Source organism: Cellulomonas xiejunii (assembly GCF_024508315.1).
Lineage (GTDB): Bacteria > Actinomycetota > Actinomycetes > Actinomycetales > Cellulomonadaceae > Cellulomonas > Cellulomonas xiejunii.
Map to the genome: position 1 here is coordinate 3,428,028 of NZ_CP101987.1, position 14,268 is coordinate 3,442,295.

The following is a 14,268-nucleotide window of genomic DNA, read 5'->3' on the forward strand; positions in this document are numbered from 1 at the left end:
ACGGGCTCGCCGCCGTGTCAAGGAGGTTGGCGAAAGATTGCGTTACCGGTAACATTCGTGACCAGACGGAGGCGGCCGTCGCTGCGCTCGGCACTGCCGCCGGGCACCGACAGGGGACGGAGAGGTCCATGGGACGCGTCGTGGTGGTGGGGTCCGTCAACGCGGACCTCGTCGTGCAGGTGGAGGTGCGCCCGCGACCGGGCGAGACCGTGCGGGGTGGCCCTCTGTCGGTCGGTCCCGGCGGGAAGGGCGCCAACCAGGCCGTCGCGGCCGCCGTCGTGGGTGCCGAGGTCGCACTCGTCGGCGCGGTGGGCGACGACGCCCACGCCGAGGTCGCGCTCACCGGCCTGCGGCGGGCCGGCGTCGACCTCACGGAGGTCGCCGTGGCACCGGGCGCGACGGGCACGGCCGTCATCGTCGTCACCCCCGACGGGGAGAACGCGATCGTCGTCAGCCCCGGGGCCAACGGCACGGTGCAGCCCGAGCGCGCGGCCGACGCCGTCGACCGGGCGCCCGACGGGGCCGTGGTCGCGCTGCAGCTCGAGCTGCCCCCGGCGACCGTGGCGGCCGCCGTGCGGCAGGCCGCCGCCCGTGGGCTGCGTGTCGTCGTCAACGCGGCACCCGCGGCCACGCTCGACACGGCCGTGCTGGCGGCCTGCGACCCCCTGGTGGTCAACGCCTCCGAGGCGGCCGTGCTGCTCGGGCTCGACACCGTCGACGACCCCGCCGCAGCGGCACGCGCGCTGCTCGCGCTCGGACCGCGCTCCGTGGTCATGACCCTCGGGGCGCAGGGTGCCGTCCACGCCACGCAGGGCTCGGAGGAGGTCCGGGGCGTCACGCCGCCGCGCGTGGACGCCGTCGACACCACCGGCGCCGGGGACGCGTTCGTCGGCGCGCTGTGCGCGGCCCTGGCGGACGGGCGCGACCTGCACGATGCTGTCGACCTGGCCACCCTGGTCGGCACGCTCGCCGTGCGGCGGGCGGGCGCGCAGGCGTCCTACCCGGACGCGACCGAGATCGAGGAGGCCCGCCGTGCCCGTCGCGCCTGACCCGGGCGACTCGACACCCGCCGACGACGACGCGCCGCCGGGCAACGACCTCAAGCACCGCCCCGAGGGACGCCAGTGGCGCATGCGGGACGTCGCCAAGCTGGCGGGCGTGTCGCACCAGACCGTCTCGCGCGTCGTCAACACACCCGACCTCGTCCGGCCCGAGACCCGCGAGCGGGTCCTGGCCGCCATCGCGGCCCTCGACTACCGGCCGTCGTCCGCGGCGCGCGCGCTGTCCATCCGCAAGTCCAGCACCATCGGCGTCGTGGACTCGGGCTCGGCCGTCCCCGGGCAGGCCCACATGCTCAGCGCGGTCGAGCGCGCCGCGCGCGGCCGCGGCTTCGCCACGCACGTGACGACCGTCAACGGCGAGGGCGAGGAGGCCGTGCGCGACGCGCTGCACCAGCTCGTGCGCGACGACGTCGAGGGCATCGTCGTCATGGGCAACACCGCCCAGCTCGCCCACGCCGCGGATGTCGTCGGCGCCACCGTGCCGGTCGCCATGGTGTCCGCGCCGCGCGCCTGGCGCTCGCCCGTCATCCACGTGGGCGTCGACTCCGTCGCCGCGGCACGCACGGCCACGCGCCACCTGCTCGACCAGGGCTGCACCCGCATCGCGCACGTTCCCGGGCCCGCCGGCTGGCTCGACGCCGAGGGGCGCGCCCAGGGCTGGCGCGAGGCCCTCACCGCCGCGGGGCACGTCCCCTCGCTCGTCTACCCGGGCGACTGGTCGCCCGAGTCGGGGTACGAGGCAGGGCGGCGCATCGTTGCCTCCGGCGAGGCCGACGGCGTCTTCGTCGGCAACGACCACATGGCGCTCGGGCTCCTGTGGGCGTTCGCCGAGCAGGGGGTCCGCGTGCCCGACGACGTGGCGGTCGTCGGCTTCGACGACCTCGTGGGCTCCGCGGTGTTCACGCCCCCGCTGACGACGATGCGCCAGCCGTTCGACGCGATCGGCACGGAGAGCATCGCGCAGCTCATCGCGATGATCGAGGGCCGCGGCGCGCAGGACGTCGTGCTCGACGCCGAGCTGGTGGTGCGGCGCAGCAGCCTGCGCAACGGCTGAGCGCGCGCGACCCGCTCCCGCGCGGCCGGGACGCACTTGCGCAGCAACTACCGAAGGCACCAGGCCTCGCGCCGCCTAGCCTGCAGGAGCCGCCGACGTGCGCGGCGACGAGCACGGAGGTGGGCGTGGACAGGCGGGCGGGTGCGCACGGCGCTGCGGTCGTGGCGGGTGCGGCGGGCGTGCTGACGCTGCTGACCGGCTGCGCCTGGTTCGGCGACGACGGGACGGACAGCACCCAGGTGCTGGAGCTGTCCGTGGGCGACTGCGTGGTCACACCCGACGAGGTGCAGGCCGAGCTGACCGACGTCACCACCGTCGCGTGCGGCACCGCCCACCAGATGGAGGTGTACGCCCTGGTCCCCGACGCCCTGGACGGCCCCGAGACCTACCCGGGCGCCGACGCGCTGGCCGCCTTCGCCGACGGCGCGTGCGCCGAGCGGTTCGCGGACTACGTCGGCGTCGACTACCGCGACTCCGACCTCTTCTTCACGTACCTGCTGCCGTCCACGCGCGGCTGGTCGGAGGGCGACACGACCGTGACGTGCCTCGCCACGACGACGGGCCAGCCGCTGACGGCGTCCGTCGCCGGCTCGGAGCGCTGAGGCGTGCCGCTGCCCGTGACGACGTCCGCGACGGTCGCCTGCACGTTCGGCACCGCGCCGGCCACCCTCGTCGCGCTGCCCACGCCGCGCGTCCTCGTCGAGGGACGTCCCGTCGCGACCGTCACGGACGCGGCCCCGCTGGTGAACGTCGCGACGTTCGCGATGTGCACGTCCTTGGCGAACCCGCAGGTCGCGGCCGCCACGGCCGCCGCCCTGGGGGTGCTGACGCCCATGCCGTGCGTGCCCGCGACCACGGGCACGTGGACGCCGACGGCGCCCCGCACGGTCGTGGGCGGGCGCCCCGTCCTCGCGCAGGGCGCCGTGTGCATGTGCGCGTTCGGCGGTGTCGTGCAGGTCGTCGTGCCGGGCCCGGTCCGCACGACCGTCGCCTGACACGTCGCACCGGTCAGTCGCCCTCGAGCGCCTCGACCTGCAGGACCAGCGCGTCGAGGTCCGCGGTGCGGACGTCGTGCGCGGCCTCCGACGGCGTCCGGGTGCCTGCGACGACGTCCTCGACCGCGTCGAGCACGCGCTCGACCGTCGACTCGACGTCCTCGACCACCGCCAGCAGCAGCGCCCCGAGCACGTCGGGGTGCAGCACGGGCCGGCCGTCCGGCACGGGCACGAGCGGGCCCAGCGCGAGGGCTCCGCGCACCAGGACCGTCCCGGCCGGGGACCCGGCCTCGACGGACGTCGTGAACAGGTCGGTCGTCAGGGACGCCGCCAGCAGCGTGACGTCGGCCGCCCGCTCCGGCGGCACGTCGACCGGCACGCGGCCGTAGCAGGTGACCGTCCCGGCGTCCTCGCGCACGAGCACCAGCACCGGCTCACCGCCGGGCAGCTGCGACGCGAGGTCGAGCGTCCCGGCGCCCGCGTCCACCTGCAGGGGCCGGGCGGGGGCGAGCGCGTCGGCGACAGCCGCGAGCAGCGGCCTCACGCCGTCGCCCCCGCGGCCTCGGTGAGCTTGCGCTGCAGGAGCTCGAGGAGCACGTCGACCATCTCCGGGGAGTTGCGCTGCGGGCGGGCGGCGAGCTCGGCCTCGATGTCCTGCGTCGTGATCGCGTCGATGAAGGCCGCGAACTGCGGCGGCGTCGCGTCGACGGGCAGCTCGTGCGTCCCGACGACGAGCGTCGCGGACGCCCCGCCCGTCCCCTGGGCACCGAGCACCGCCGTCATCCGCTCCTTGCGAGACACGTGCTCCTCGCCCTTGAGCGTCTGGCGCACGCGCCAGAAGAGCCCGCGGTCGTCGCGTGCCTTGCCACCGTTGGCCTCGGCCCCGGCCCGGGCGGTGTTGCGGTCCCCGGCCAGGCCCTCGGTGCGCCGCCAGCGGTCCATCAGACCACCCGCGGTGCCGCCGACGGCGCCGATCGCGTCCTCGAACGCTGCGCGCGTGCGCTCGAACACGGTCTGCGGGTCGGCGCCCACGCCCATGGACTCGAGCACCGCCTCGCGGATCAGCGCGAGCGCGCCGTCGTCCGTCGTCAGCTGCTCGTTCTCCGCACCCGACAGGTCGGTCGGCGACGAGCGCTGCCGGCGCGGGTCGTGCGCCACCACCGCACGCGGCTTGATGCGGTCGAGCAGCGCACGTCCGACAGGGCGCCCGTGCACGCGGTAGTTGGCGAGGAACGCCTCGGCGGTCGGGTCGCCCGCGGCGGCCCGCAGGACGATGCCGTCGACAGCGGCCTTGGGGTGGCGGCGCAGCTCGTGCTCGGCACCGCCCTCGAGGTGCTGCACGGCGGACTCGCGCTCGGCCGTCTGCGCCTGCACGACGAACACCTCGTCGGCGATGAAGTGCCCGAGCGAGTGCACGTTGTCCACGACGGACTTCACGCCCTTGATCGCCGCGGGGATGCCGAACCCGCCGCCGGACGCGACCTGCCCGATGGACAGCCCGAGGTCGACCACCGACGAGCCCAGCGCCCACGTCGTGCTCTCGAGGTTCTTCGTGTGGCTGCGCGACACGTTCATCAGTGGCCACACCATGACGTTCGCGTTCTTGCCCGTGCGGTTGGCGCGCGCCTCGAACATCGCGGTGTCGGTCTCGTGCTGGCGCATGCCGGCGACGGCCACGTCGGTGACGGCCTTGACCATGGCGAGGGCCGACGCGGCGATGTCCAGGCCCGGGACGACCTTGGCGACGCCACCGGCGACACCGGAGTCGATGAGCTTGGCGAGGTTCGCGGTCGACTTCGCCGCGGACACCAGACCGTCGACGGCCGACGCACCCGACTTCGTGGCCTTCATCGCCGCGTACGGGTCCTTCTCCTTCCACGCGTCGCGCACCGAGCGCGCCGTCGCGAAGGCCTCCCGGACCGCGGTGAGCAGGCCGCCGAGCATGCCCGTGACCGTCGAGATGCCCTCCTTGGCCTGCCCGCCGGCCGTCTTCAGCGGGTCGTCGGCGAGCTTGTCGTACGCGTCGTCGGACTTCACGCCCTTGGCCTTGCGCCACTTGGCGCGGGAGATCGCGTCGACGGCGCCGCCGTCGAGGGCCTCCGGGATGTCGAGGCCCGACCCGCCGGGCGCCTTCTTCAGGTCCGGCGTGTACTTGTCGGCGATCTTGCCGCCGACGGCAGCGACGCCCGACAGTGCAGCCCCGCCCGCGGACCCGACGGACCCCATGGTCCCGTCCATCCTGTCCAGCGTCGCCAGGTTGGCCGCGACGCCCTGCGTCTGGCGCTCACGACGGGCCGCCAGGACGGGCGCGCGCTGCTCGGCGAGCGCCCACGCCTCACGGTCCACGGCCGAGTTGCGCACGGGCAGCTTGCCCGCGACCTTCGGCGTCAGGGACCCGCGGACCTGCTGGGCGGCCTTGTCGCGCGCGAGCTCGGGGTGCAGCTCCGGTTCGGCCTGCTGGACCTGGTGCAGGGCGGTGACCATGCGGTCGTACACGTCCTCGATCTCCCGCGGCATGATGCGCGACTCGGCGAGCTCCTCCTCCTCGGCCTCCATCGCCGCGGCGTGCGCGCCCTCGACCTGGCGCGCGTCGCGGACCTGCAGCATGAGCCGCTCGGCGGCGGTCTCCCGCGCCGGTCGCACCGACTCCAGGGAGACGAACTTGCCGTGCCACGTCGCGTCGTACGCGCCCTGCGCGGCCTGCTCGGGCGTCGCCCCCGGGACGGCGAGCAGCTTGCGGTACGTGCGCACCTCGTACGCGAGAGCCTTGTCGAACCTGGCCCACATCACGTCCATGCGGTCACCGGCAGTGACCGACGTGAGGCCGTCGTCGTCGTGCACCATGCTCGACAGGTCGGCGCGCCCCTGCTCGCCCTTGGCGCGGTCCTGCGCGAGCGCGGCCAGCTCCGCCTTCTCGGCGACCTTGCTGTCCTTGACCTTCTGGGCCTTGACGTCCTTCGCGGACGGGGCCGCGGACCCGCTGCCGAACAGCTTCTTGAACGGGTTGGAGAACCGGCGCACGGCCCGCGACCCGGTCTCCTGCACGACGTGCGCGATCTCGTGGGCGAGCACCTTCTCCCCCACCGCATCGTGCGGGGCGAACCGGCCGTTGCCGAAGAAGATGTCGTCGCCGGTCGTGAACGCCTCGGCGGACATCGCGCGCGACAGCCGCCCGGCCTCGGGTCCGGTGTGCACCCGCACGTGACCCAGGTCCGTGCCGAACGCCTGCTCCATGCGGCGCCGCACGGGCCCGGGCAGCCCGGTGCCGCCGGAGCGCGCGGCCTCGACCTTCGAGGTCACGTCGGCGTCCAGCGCCCCGCCGTCGGCGCCCACGACGCCCGCGGCGCCGTCGAAGGAGCGGCGCAGGTGCCCGCAGCCGGGCGTGTGCCGGTGCGGGTCCGCACCGTCCAGGCGCGCCAGCGCGGCGTCGGCCAGGGCGTCGGCGGCGTGCTCCGCGTGGTCGTCGGCGGCACCGACCGTCAGCGTGGCGGCCGCAGGACGCAGCACCTCGGGCGCGGCCGGTGCGGCGGTCTGCGGGCCGGCTGCGGCCGGCGCGGCCGCTGTCGGCACGGGGACGCGCGCGTGGTGTGAGCTCATCGGGGCCTCCGGTGACGGTGCGCGGACGGGGTGGGCACGGGGGTGCCCGCGCCCAGCCTCACCGGGGGCGCACCTGCGCACATCGGTAAGCACTACGCATGTTCGTGCGCAGCTCACCACCGCGGGTCGGTCAGCCGCCGTCCCAGCTTGGCGACCTCGCGCAGCGTCGCGGCGCGCACGTGCCGCATGCCCAGGGGCGCGCGTGCGGCGACGGCGTCGTAGGTCGCCGCGAGCACGACGTTGCGGATGTCGCCGCCGCACACCTCGACGCTCTCGGCCAGGAGGTCCAGGTCGACCGGGTCGTCCGGGTCGGTGCCGGGCAGCTGCGCGAGGTGGTGCGACCACAGGGCCCGGCGCGTCGGCACGTCGGGGTCGGGGAAGTGCACCATGAAGTGCAGGCGCCGGGCGAAGGCCGGGTCGAGGTTGCCGCGCAGGTTCGTCGCCAGGATCGTCAGGCCCTCGGCGGCCTCCATGCGCTGCAGCAGGTACGCGACCTCCTGGTTGGCGTACCGGTCCTTGGCGTCGGTGACCGCGGACCGTGAGCCGAACAGTGCGTCCGCCTCGTCGAAGAACAGCACGGCGTTGAGCGACTCGGCCTGCCCGAACACGCGCTCGAGGTTCTTCTCCGTCTCCCCGATGTACTTGTCGACGACCGCCGACAGGTCCACCTGGAACAGGTCCATGCCGAGCGTGTCGGCCACGACGTGCGCGGCGAGGGTCTTGCCGGTGCCGGGGCTGCCGGAGAACAGCGCGCTGATGCCGGTGCCCTTGCCGCCCTTGCCGTGCAGGTCCCCCAGCGCGAGCACGTCGTCGCGGTGCCGCGCCCACGCCACGAGCCGCTCGACCTCGAGGCGCGTGTGGTCGGGCAGCACGAGGTCGTCGAGGGTCGCGGCCGTGCCCTGCGTCCGCACGCGCGAGCCGGCGACCCCGCCGAGGCGGCGGGCGGTGCGGCGCACGTCGTCGACGTCGACGCCGCGCTCCTCGCGGGCGGCGTCGGCGCGCGCCCGCCGGCCGACCTTGACGATCTCCTCGGGGGTCATGCGCAGCGACACGACGTCCGGCGTCGCGACGTCCGGGCCGGTCATGACGGCCCACCGCTCGGCGCGCTGCGCGAGGGTCAGGCGCCCGGCGGTGACGGTCGGGGGCAGCGACGGCGCCCAGCGGGGGTCCCACACGGTGGCGCCCACGGCCACCACGGGCACGGCGCCGTCGGCGACGAGCCGCACGAGGTCCGGCCCGGCGAGGTGCGCCCCGGCGAGGACCAGGACGCTGCGGCCCAGCACCGCCTCGAGCTGCGCCGCCCGCACGGCCTCGTGCAGCGTCGCGGTGTCCGGCCCCTCGGCCCCGGCGGGGAAGGGCAGGCGCGTCAGGTCGACGACGACGCACGCGACGTCGAGCTCGCGGCACGCGGCCACCGCCAGGCCCGTGCCCGCCGCGCCGACGGGTGCGTGCACCCACACCAGCGGCTCGTCGGCCGCGAGCGCCGCCGCGACGTCCGCGTACCCGGCGACGTCGGCGGGCACGGCCTCGGCCAGCAGCGGGCGGACCTCGGCGGCGGCGTCCGATCGCCCCAGCAGGTGCGCGACGACCCGGGGACGCAGACCGACGCGCGTGGTCGCGAACGTCGCACCGGCCACGAGCCGCAGCAGACCGGCCCGCCGCAGGGGACCGCCGGGCGCCAGGCGCGCGTGCGCCACCGGGTCGACGACGGACGCACCGGCCAGCTCGAGCGCGAGCGCGAGCGTCGGCAGGCCCGCGGCGCCGTCACCGGCGAGCAGCCCGCACAGCAGGTGCGCGACGGGGTGCGTCTCGGCGAGCAGCGCGACCGCGACGACCTGCCGGTCCGACGGGGCCAGGGCGCACGCGTCCGCGAGGTCGTCGAGGGCCGGTCCGAGGGCGTCGAGGCCCGGCGCGTCGCTCGTCAGCGCGTCGAGCGCGGCCCGGGCCGCCGGCGCGTCGGCCCACGCCGCACCGCGTCGTCCGACCGCTGCCTCGAACGCCCGCGTCGTCGACGACGTGCCACTCACCGCACTCCCCCACCTCCGCCGAGGTCGTGCCCGGCCCGCACGCGGTCGGTCCGCGCGCACTTCGGCACCCTGGCACCCCGCACGACGGCCCGTCGAGCCCGCGGCGGAAGGTTCGGTAGCGATTACCGATGCCGTCCGCGCGGGGTCGTCCGTAGCGTGGGGCCACCCGACGGCAGGTCTCGCAGCACTCTCCTGCGCGCCGGCACCGGACGGGCGTGTCCGTGTTCCGCAGCCCGTCGGGAGGTGCCGTGCTCATTCCTGCCGTGCAGGACGGGCTGGAACGACTGCTGCGCACCGCGCTGCCGCTGAGCGAGCAGCAGGGCGACGTCGTCTTCGACGCCCCGACGTCCACCTGGTCGGCCACGGTGAACCGCCTGACGGTGAACCTCTTCCTGTACGACGTGGCGCGCTCGAGCCTGCCCGCGCGCATGGAGGCGCCCGTGCGGCACGCCGACGGCACGGTCGCGCGCCGCCGGTTCCCGCTGCCCATGGTCGAGCTCAGCTTCCTGGTCAGCGCGTGGGCCGGGTCGACGCGCGACGAGCACCAGCTGCTGGGCGACGTGCTGACGCGGCTGATCGCGCACCCGACCGTCCCGGCCGAGCTCGCGCCCGCCGCGCTGGCCTCCCCCGTGCAGCTCGCGATCGCGTCCGACGAGCGCAACCGCCCCCGCGACCTGTGGTCGTCGCTCGGCGGGCAGGTGCGCGCGTCGTTCACGCTGGTGGCGACCGTGGCCGCGGACGCCTACCCGTGGCAGGACGCGCCGACGGCCGTCGCCGGTGTCGAGGCCGCACTCTCGCCCCACGTCGACGGGCGACGATGAGAGCGGTCAGCGCACCCAGCGCCCTGGAGGTCGCGCCCGGCGGTACCGGGACGGTCCCCCTGGAGGTGCAGAACACCTCCGGCGTGATCGACGAGCTGACCGTCCAGGTGCTCGGCGTGCCCGCCGGCGCGGTGGACGCGAGCCCGAGCCGCGTCGTGCTGTTCCCCGACGCGACCGCGCACGTGCAGCTGACGTTCCGGCTCCCCGAGACGTTCCCCGCGGGCACCCACGTGCTCTCGGTCGTGCTGACGGGCCGAGCCGGTGGTGCGGCGCCCGCGCCGCTGCCGGTCGAGCTCACCGTGCCCGCGCGGCCGGCCGCCCGGCTCGGCGCCGCGCCCACGCTCGTGCGCGCGCGACGGCGCGCCGCGTACACCGTGCGGGCCACCAACACCGGCAACGTGCCCCTGGACCTCGCGCTGCGGACGGTCGACACCGACCGCGCGCTGAGCGCGACCCTCACGCCGTCGACCCTGCACGTGCCGGTGGCGGGGGTCGCGACCAGCACGGTCGTGGTCCACGCGCCGCGCCGGCTGCTCGGTTCCGACCAGGACCGGGCGGTGCGGGTCGAGGCCGCGGGTGTGGGCGACGACGCGGCGCGCGGCGACGTCCTGCTGACGCTGCGGCACCGGCCGCTCGTGGGCCGCGGCGTCGTCACGGCGCTCGTGCTGCTCGCGATCATCGCGGCGTGGGCGGCGGCGATGTGGTTCGGGATGCGCATGGCGCTGGGTGCCGAGCCCGTCGGCAAGGTCGCCGCGGGGTCGTTCTACGCCGCGACCGTGGGCGCCGGCGCCACCCCGGACGGTGCGCTCGCCAAGGACGGCGCCGTCCCTGTCGCCGTGGGCGCGACCCTGGCGGGCACGGTCATCTCCGCCGTCGACGGCGAGGGCGTGGGACGGCTGACGGTCGACGCGCTGCGCCGCACGCGCGACGGCCTCGTCGTCGTGTCCTCGGCCGCGACGCAGGCGGACGGCACGTACACGATGTCGGGCCTGTTCCCCGGCCCGTACCTGGTGCGCGTGCAGGCCGCGGGCTACCCGAGCGTCTGGTACCCGGCGGCCCCCGACGACACGTCCGCGCGCGCCGTCCAGGCGCCCGCGCAGCAGAGCACCGAGGGCGTCGACCTGCGCGTCGAGGGCGACCCGGCGTCGCTGACCGGGACGGTCGAGGTGGGGCAGACCACGCGCGAGGTCGTCGTCGACGTCACCGCGACGGCCGCGTGGGACGGCGCGGACCCGGCGCTGACGTGGACGACCACGACGCAGGGCGGCACCTACGTGTTCGAGGGCCTGCCCGCGCCCGGCACCTACGCCCTGACGTTCACGGCCGAGGGCTACGCCCCGACCACCGCGACCGAGCGCGTCCTCGGCGGGCAGCAGCGCATCGCGACGGCCGTGACGCTCGGCGCCGGCACGGGCCAGGTCACGGGCGTCGTCACCGACGGCGTCAACCGCCTCGGCGGCGTGAGCGTCACGACGACCGTCGACGGCGAGGAGGTGCAGGTCGGCACCCCGACGGTCGGTGACGTCGGCCGGTTCGTGCTGCCCGCGCTGCCCACACCCGCGACGTACGTGCTGACGTTCACGCGCGCCGGCTACGGCACGCAGACCCTCGTCGTCGACCTGGCCGCGGGCGAGCAGCGCGACGACGTGCGGGTCGCGCTGCCCGCGGGCGCCGGGACCGTCCGGGGTCGCGTCGTCGACCCGGCGGGCGCGGGGCTCGGCGGCGTGCAGGTCGCCGCGGGCGGCGCGGGCGGGACCACGACCACGCTCACGGCCGGTGACGTCGGGGCGTTCACGCTCGCGGGCGTCGGCGCGGGCGAGCTCACGCTGGCCTTCACGAAGCCGGGCTACACCACGACGACCGTCGCGGTCGACGCCGCCGCAGGCTCGGCGGGGACCGTGACGCTGCGCCCCGCGGTCGGCAGCGTGACGGGTCGCGTGCTGCGCGGGGGTGCCGGCACCGCCGGCCTGACCGTGCAGGCCACCGACGGCGCCGAGGTCCGCACCACGACGTCCGCGCAGAGCGGTGCCCACGGCGCGGGCACGTACGCGCTCGAGGGCCTGCACGCGGGCCGCTGGACCGTGTCGGTCCTGGACGCCGACGGCCGTGCGCTGGCCACGACGCTCGTCGCCGTGAGCGGCGGCGCGGCGGCGCGCACCGACCTGACGGTGCCGGGGGCCTGATGCACGTCGACGTCACCCCCCGCCACCTGCCCGCCGGAGCGGGCGCCACCAGCGAGGCCGTCGTCACGCTGACGAACACGCGCGACGTCATCGCCGGGTTCGGCGTGCGCGTGCTCGGCGTCGACCCCACCTGGGTGCAGGTCAGCGACCCCGAGCCGCGGCTGTTCCCCGGCGCGACCGCGAGCGTGCGCGTCGCCCTGACCCTGCCCGTCGACGCGCCCGCGGGCCGCTGGACGGTGAGCGTCGAGGTCATCGACCTGGCCGACCCGGCGGCCGTCAGCGTGCAGGAGGTCGTGCTCGAGGTCCCGCCGATGCGCCGCACGCGCGTCGTGCTGGACCCCCCGACCGTCACCGCCGGACGCCAGGCCGTGTTCACGGCCGTGCTCCACAACGAGGGCAACACCGAGCACGTCGGCGGGCTGGCGGCCGTGGACCCCGAGGCGCGGGCCGTGTTCGCGTTCGACCCGCCCGAGGTCGTCGTGCCGCCGCGCGCGTCGACATCCGTGACCCTGACGGCACGCGCCCGCCGCCCGTGGGTGGGCGACCCGCTGCTGCGGCCCTTCGAGGTCCGCACCACCGGCCCGCACGCACCCGCGCCCGACGCCCCACCGGCGGCGACCGGGGTCTTCGTCCAGCGGCCGCGGTTCACGCGCGGCGCGCTCGCGCTCGTGGGCCTGCTCGCGGCGGTCACGGTGTTCGCGACCGTGATCGCGCTCGCGCTCGGCACGGTCGTGCAGCGCTCGGCGGCCGACCGCGACCTCGCGCTGCAGGTCGCGCAGGCCCGTGACGCCGCCGCGACGAACGGCACGGCACGGCTCGCCGGCACGGTCGTGGAGCTCACGACCGGTGCGACGCTCAGCGACGTCAGCGTCGAGGCCGTCTCCGCCGACGACACGTCGGCGGCGGTCGCGACCGTCGCGACCGCGTCCGACGGCACGTTCGCGGTCGGGCGCCTCACCGGCGGGTCCTACCTGCTGCGCGTGCGCGGCGCCGGGTTCGCCGAGGTCTGGTACCCCGCGGCGTCGTCCCCCGACGACGCCGTCGCGATCGAGGTCGAGGACGGCGCCGCCGCCGAGGGCCTCGTGGTGGTCGTCGGCGGTGTGCCCGCGACCCTCGCCGGGACGGTCACGGGTGACGACGTGGGCGGCGCGACCGTCCAGGTGCAGATGCCGCTCGACACCGCACCCCTGCTGGGCACGGACGTCGCGCGCGACGACCCGTCGGGGGCGGCGCCGGCCGCGGGTGACGGCGTGGTCGTGCGGACCGTGCCCGTCGGCGAGGACGGCACGTTCGAGATCGCCGACGTGCCGTCGCCCGCCGTGTACGACCTCGTCGTCGCCAAGACCGGGTACGCCACGCACGTCCAGCGCGTCGACGTCGCCGCCGGGGAGTCCCGCAGCGGCCTGGAGCTGCCCCTGCTGCTCGGCGACGGCACCATCAGCGGCACCGTGAGCGGCGGCGGCGGCCCGCTCGGCGGTGCGAGCGTCGTGGCGTCGTCCGCGACGGTCCGCGTCGAGACGGTCTCGCTCACGACCGACGTCGTCGGCTCGTTCGTCCTGCGCGGCCTGCCGACGCCCGGCACGTACACGGTGGTGGTCGGCGCCGACGGCCGCGCCCCGTCGACCCTGACGCTCACGCTCGGCGAGGGACAACAGCTCACGGGCGTCGACGTGGTGCTCGGGGACGCCGAGGGGACGCTCGCAGGTGCGGTGACGGTGCCGCAGGGCGACCCGGGCGGCGTCGAGGTCACCGTGACCGACGGCGCGAGCACGTGGCGCACGGCCGCGCGGTCCGGGTCCGGCACGTGGCGCCTGGCCGGGGTGCCGGTGCCCGGCACGTACACCGTGACGTTCGCGCGCGCGGACCTGCAGTCGCAGGTCCTGTCGGTGAGCGTCGACGGGTTCGGGCGCGTCACGTCCGGTGCGGCGTCGGCGGCGGGACTCGACGTGTCGATGCGGCAGGCGACAGGCACGCTGTCGGGCACCGTGCGCCAGCAGGACGCGGCCGGCGCCCCGGTGCCCGCGGGCAACGTCGTGGTCCAGGTGGCGTCCGGCACCGTGACGCGCAGCGTGACCACCGCGTCGACCCCGGCCGGCACCGTCGGGCAGTACGCCGTCGAGGCACTGCCCCCGGGCACGTACACCGTGACGTTCACGCGGGCCGGGACGCGCCCCGTCGCGCAGATCGTCGTCGTGCAGGCGGGCCAGGACGCGACCCTCAGCCCTGTGCTCGTGCGCCCCGCGGGTGTGCGCGGCACGGTCACGCGCGCGGGCGGCACCGTCGTGGGCGGCGCGACCGTGCGCCTGTTCCGCGCCGTCGACTACGGCCTGGCAGGCGCGCAGGCCGTCGCGACGACGACGAGCGACGCCTCCGGCGCGTACGCGTTCGACGACGTCGACGCACCGCAGAACTACCTCGTGGAGGTCCGCGTGGTGGCGGGCGGCTCGGTGCTCGGCGTCTCACCGCCGTTCACGCTGGCCGCCAGCGAGCAGCGGACCGTGGACGTGACCTCGTGAACGCGCGTGCAGCA

At 76.2% G+C, this 14,268-nt stretch carries 10 protein-coding genes; 7 read left to right on the forward strand and 3 right to left on the reverse strand.

Annotated features, from left to right (window positions below):
- The first annotated feature begins 128 nt into the window (after positions 1-128).
- The 4 genes from NP048_RS15740 to NP048_RS15755 all read left to right on the forward strand — a co-directional run bounded on the left by NP048_RS15740 (position 129) and on the right by NP048_RS15755 (position 3,110).
- Positions 129-1,049 carry a ribokinase gene (locus NP048_RS15740; protein WP_227576566.1) on the forward strand — a complete coding sequence of 307 codons (921 nt, stop codon included), beginning with the start codon at positions 129-131 and terminating at the stop codon, positions 1,047-1,049.
- Positions 1,033-2,115 (forward strand): LacI family DNA-binding transcriptional regulator, encoded by a 1,083-nt coding sequence (locus NP048_RS15745; RefSeq protein WP_227576567.1) that lies wholly within the window; start codon positions 1,033-1,035, stop codon positions 2,113-2,115. Before NP048_RS15740 ends, NP048_RS15745 begins: the two co-directional genes overlap by 17 nt.
- A 125-nt stretch (positions 2,116-2,240) precedes the next feature.
- Positions 2,241-2,717, forward strand: a complete 477-nt coding sequence (locus tag NP048_RS15750; protein ID WP_227576568.1) for a septum formation family protein — start codon at positions 2,241-2,243, stop codon at positions 2,715-2,717.
- A 3-nt stretch (positions 2,718-2,720) separates the two neighbouring features.
- Positions 2,721-3,110, forward strand: coding sequence for a DUF4280 domain-containing protein (locus NP048_RS15755; RefSeq protein ID WP_227576569.1), 390 nt, complete (start codon positions 2,721-2,723; stop codon positions 3,108-3,110).
- 13 nt (positions 3,111-3,123) lie between these two features.
- Here NP048_RS15755 and NP048_RS15760 read toward each other — a convergent pair whose 3' ends face one another.
- The 3 genes from NP048_RS15760 to NP048_RS15770 all read right to left on the reverse strand — a co-directional run bounded on the left by NP048_RS15760 (position 3,124) and on the right by NP048_RS15770 (position 8,734).
- A complete protein-coding gene (locus NP048_RS15760; protein ID WP_227576570.1) occupies positions 3,124-3,654 on the reverse strand; it encodes a hypothetical protein in 531 nt (176 codons plus the stop codon).
- Positions 3,651-6,707, reverse strand: a complete 3,057-nt coding sequence (locus NP048_RS15765) for an eCIS core domain-containing protein (protein ID WP_227576571.1) — start codon at positions 6,705-6,707, stop codon at positions 3,651-3,653. The genes NP048_RS15760 and NP048_RS15765 overlap by 4 nt, the downstream gene beginning before the upstream one ends.
- 113 nt (positions 6,708-6,820) lie before the next feature.
- On the reverse strand, positions 6,821-8,734 hold the full coding sequence (locus tag NP048_RS15770) for an ATP-binding protein (RefSeq protein WP_227576572.1): 1,914 nt from the start codon (positions 8,732-8,734) through the stop codon (positions 6,821-6,823).
- 221 nt (positions 8,735-8,955) lie between these two features.
- Between NP048_RS15770 and NP048_RS15775 the strand changes: the two genes are divergently transcribed.
- The 3 genes from NP048_RS15775 to NP048_RS15785 are packed head-to-tail and all read left to right on the forward strand — an operon-like array spanning position 8,956 to position 14,254.
- Complete coding sequence (locus NP048_RS15775; protein ID WP_256769316.1) at positions 8,956-9,555, forward strand: Pvc16 family protein; 600 nt, start codon at positions 8,956-8,958, stop codon at positions 9,553-9,555.
- On the forward strand, positions 9,552-11,738 hold the full coding sequence (locus NP048_RS15780) for a carboxypeptidase-like regulatory domain-containing protein (RefSeq protein ID WP_227576574.1): 2,187 nt from the start codon (positions 9,552-9,554) through the stop codon (positions 11,736-11,738). The genes NP048_RS15775 and NP048_RS15780 overlap by 4 nt, the downstream gene beginning before the upstream one ends.
- Positions 11,738-14,254 carry a carboxypeptidase-like regulatory domain-containing protein gene (locus NP048_RS15785; protein ID WP_227576575.1) on the forward strand — a complete coding sequence of 839 codons (2,517 nt, stop codon included), beginning with the start codon at positions 11,738-11,740 and terminating at the stop codon, positions 14,252-14,254. Before NP048_RS15780 ends, NP048_RS15785 begins: the two co-directional genes overlap by 1 nt.
- The last annotated feature ends 14 nt before the right edge of the window (positions 14,255-14,268 follow it).

What these genes read in the sequence shown, in the direction of transcription:
- NP048_RS15740 (WP_227576566.1), top strand. Translation starts at nt 129, where the DNA reads ATGGGACGCGTCGTGGTGGTGGGGTCCGTCAACGCGGACCTCGTCGTG.
- NP048_RS15765 (WP_227576571.1), bottom strand. Translation starts at nt 6,707, where the DNA reads ATGAGCTCACACCACGCGCGCGTCCCCGTGCCGACAGCGGCCGCGCCG.
- NP048_RS15780 (WP_227576574.1), top strand. Translation starts at nt 9,552, where the DNA reads ATGAGAGCGGTCAGCGCACCCAGCGCCCTGGAGGTCGCGCCCGGCGGT.
- NP048_RS15785 (WP_227576575.1), top strand. Translation starts at nt 11,738, where the DNA reads ATGCACGTCGACGTCACCCCCCGCCACCTGCCCGCCGGAGCGGGCGCC.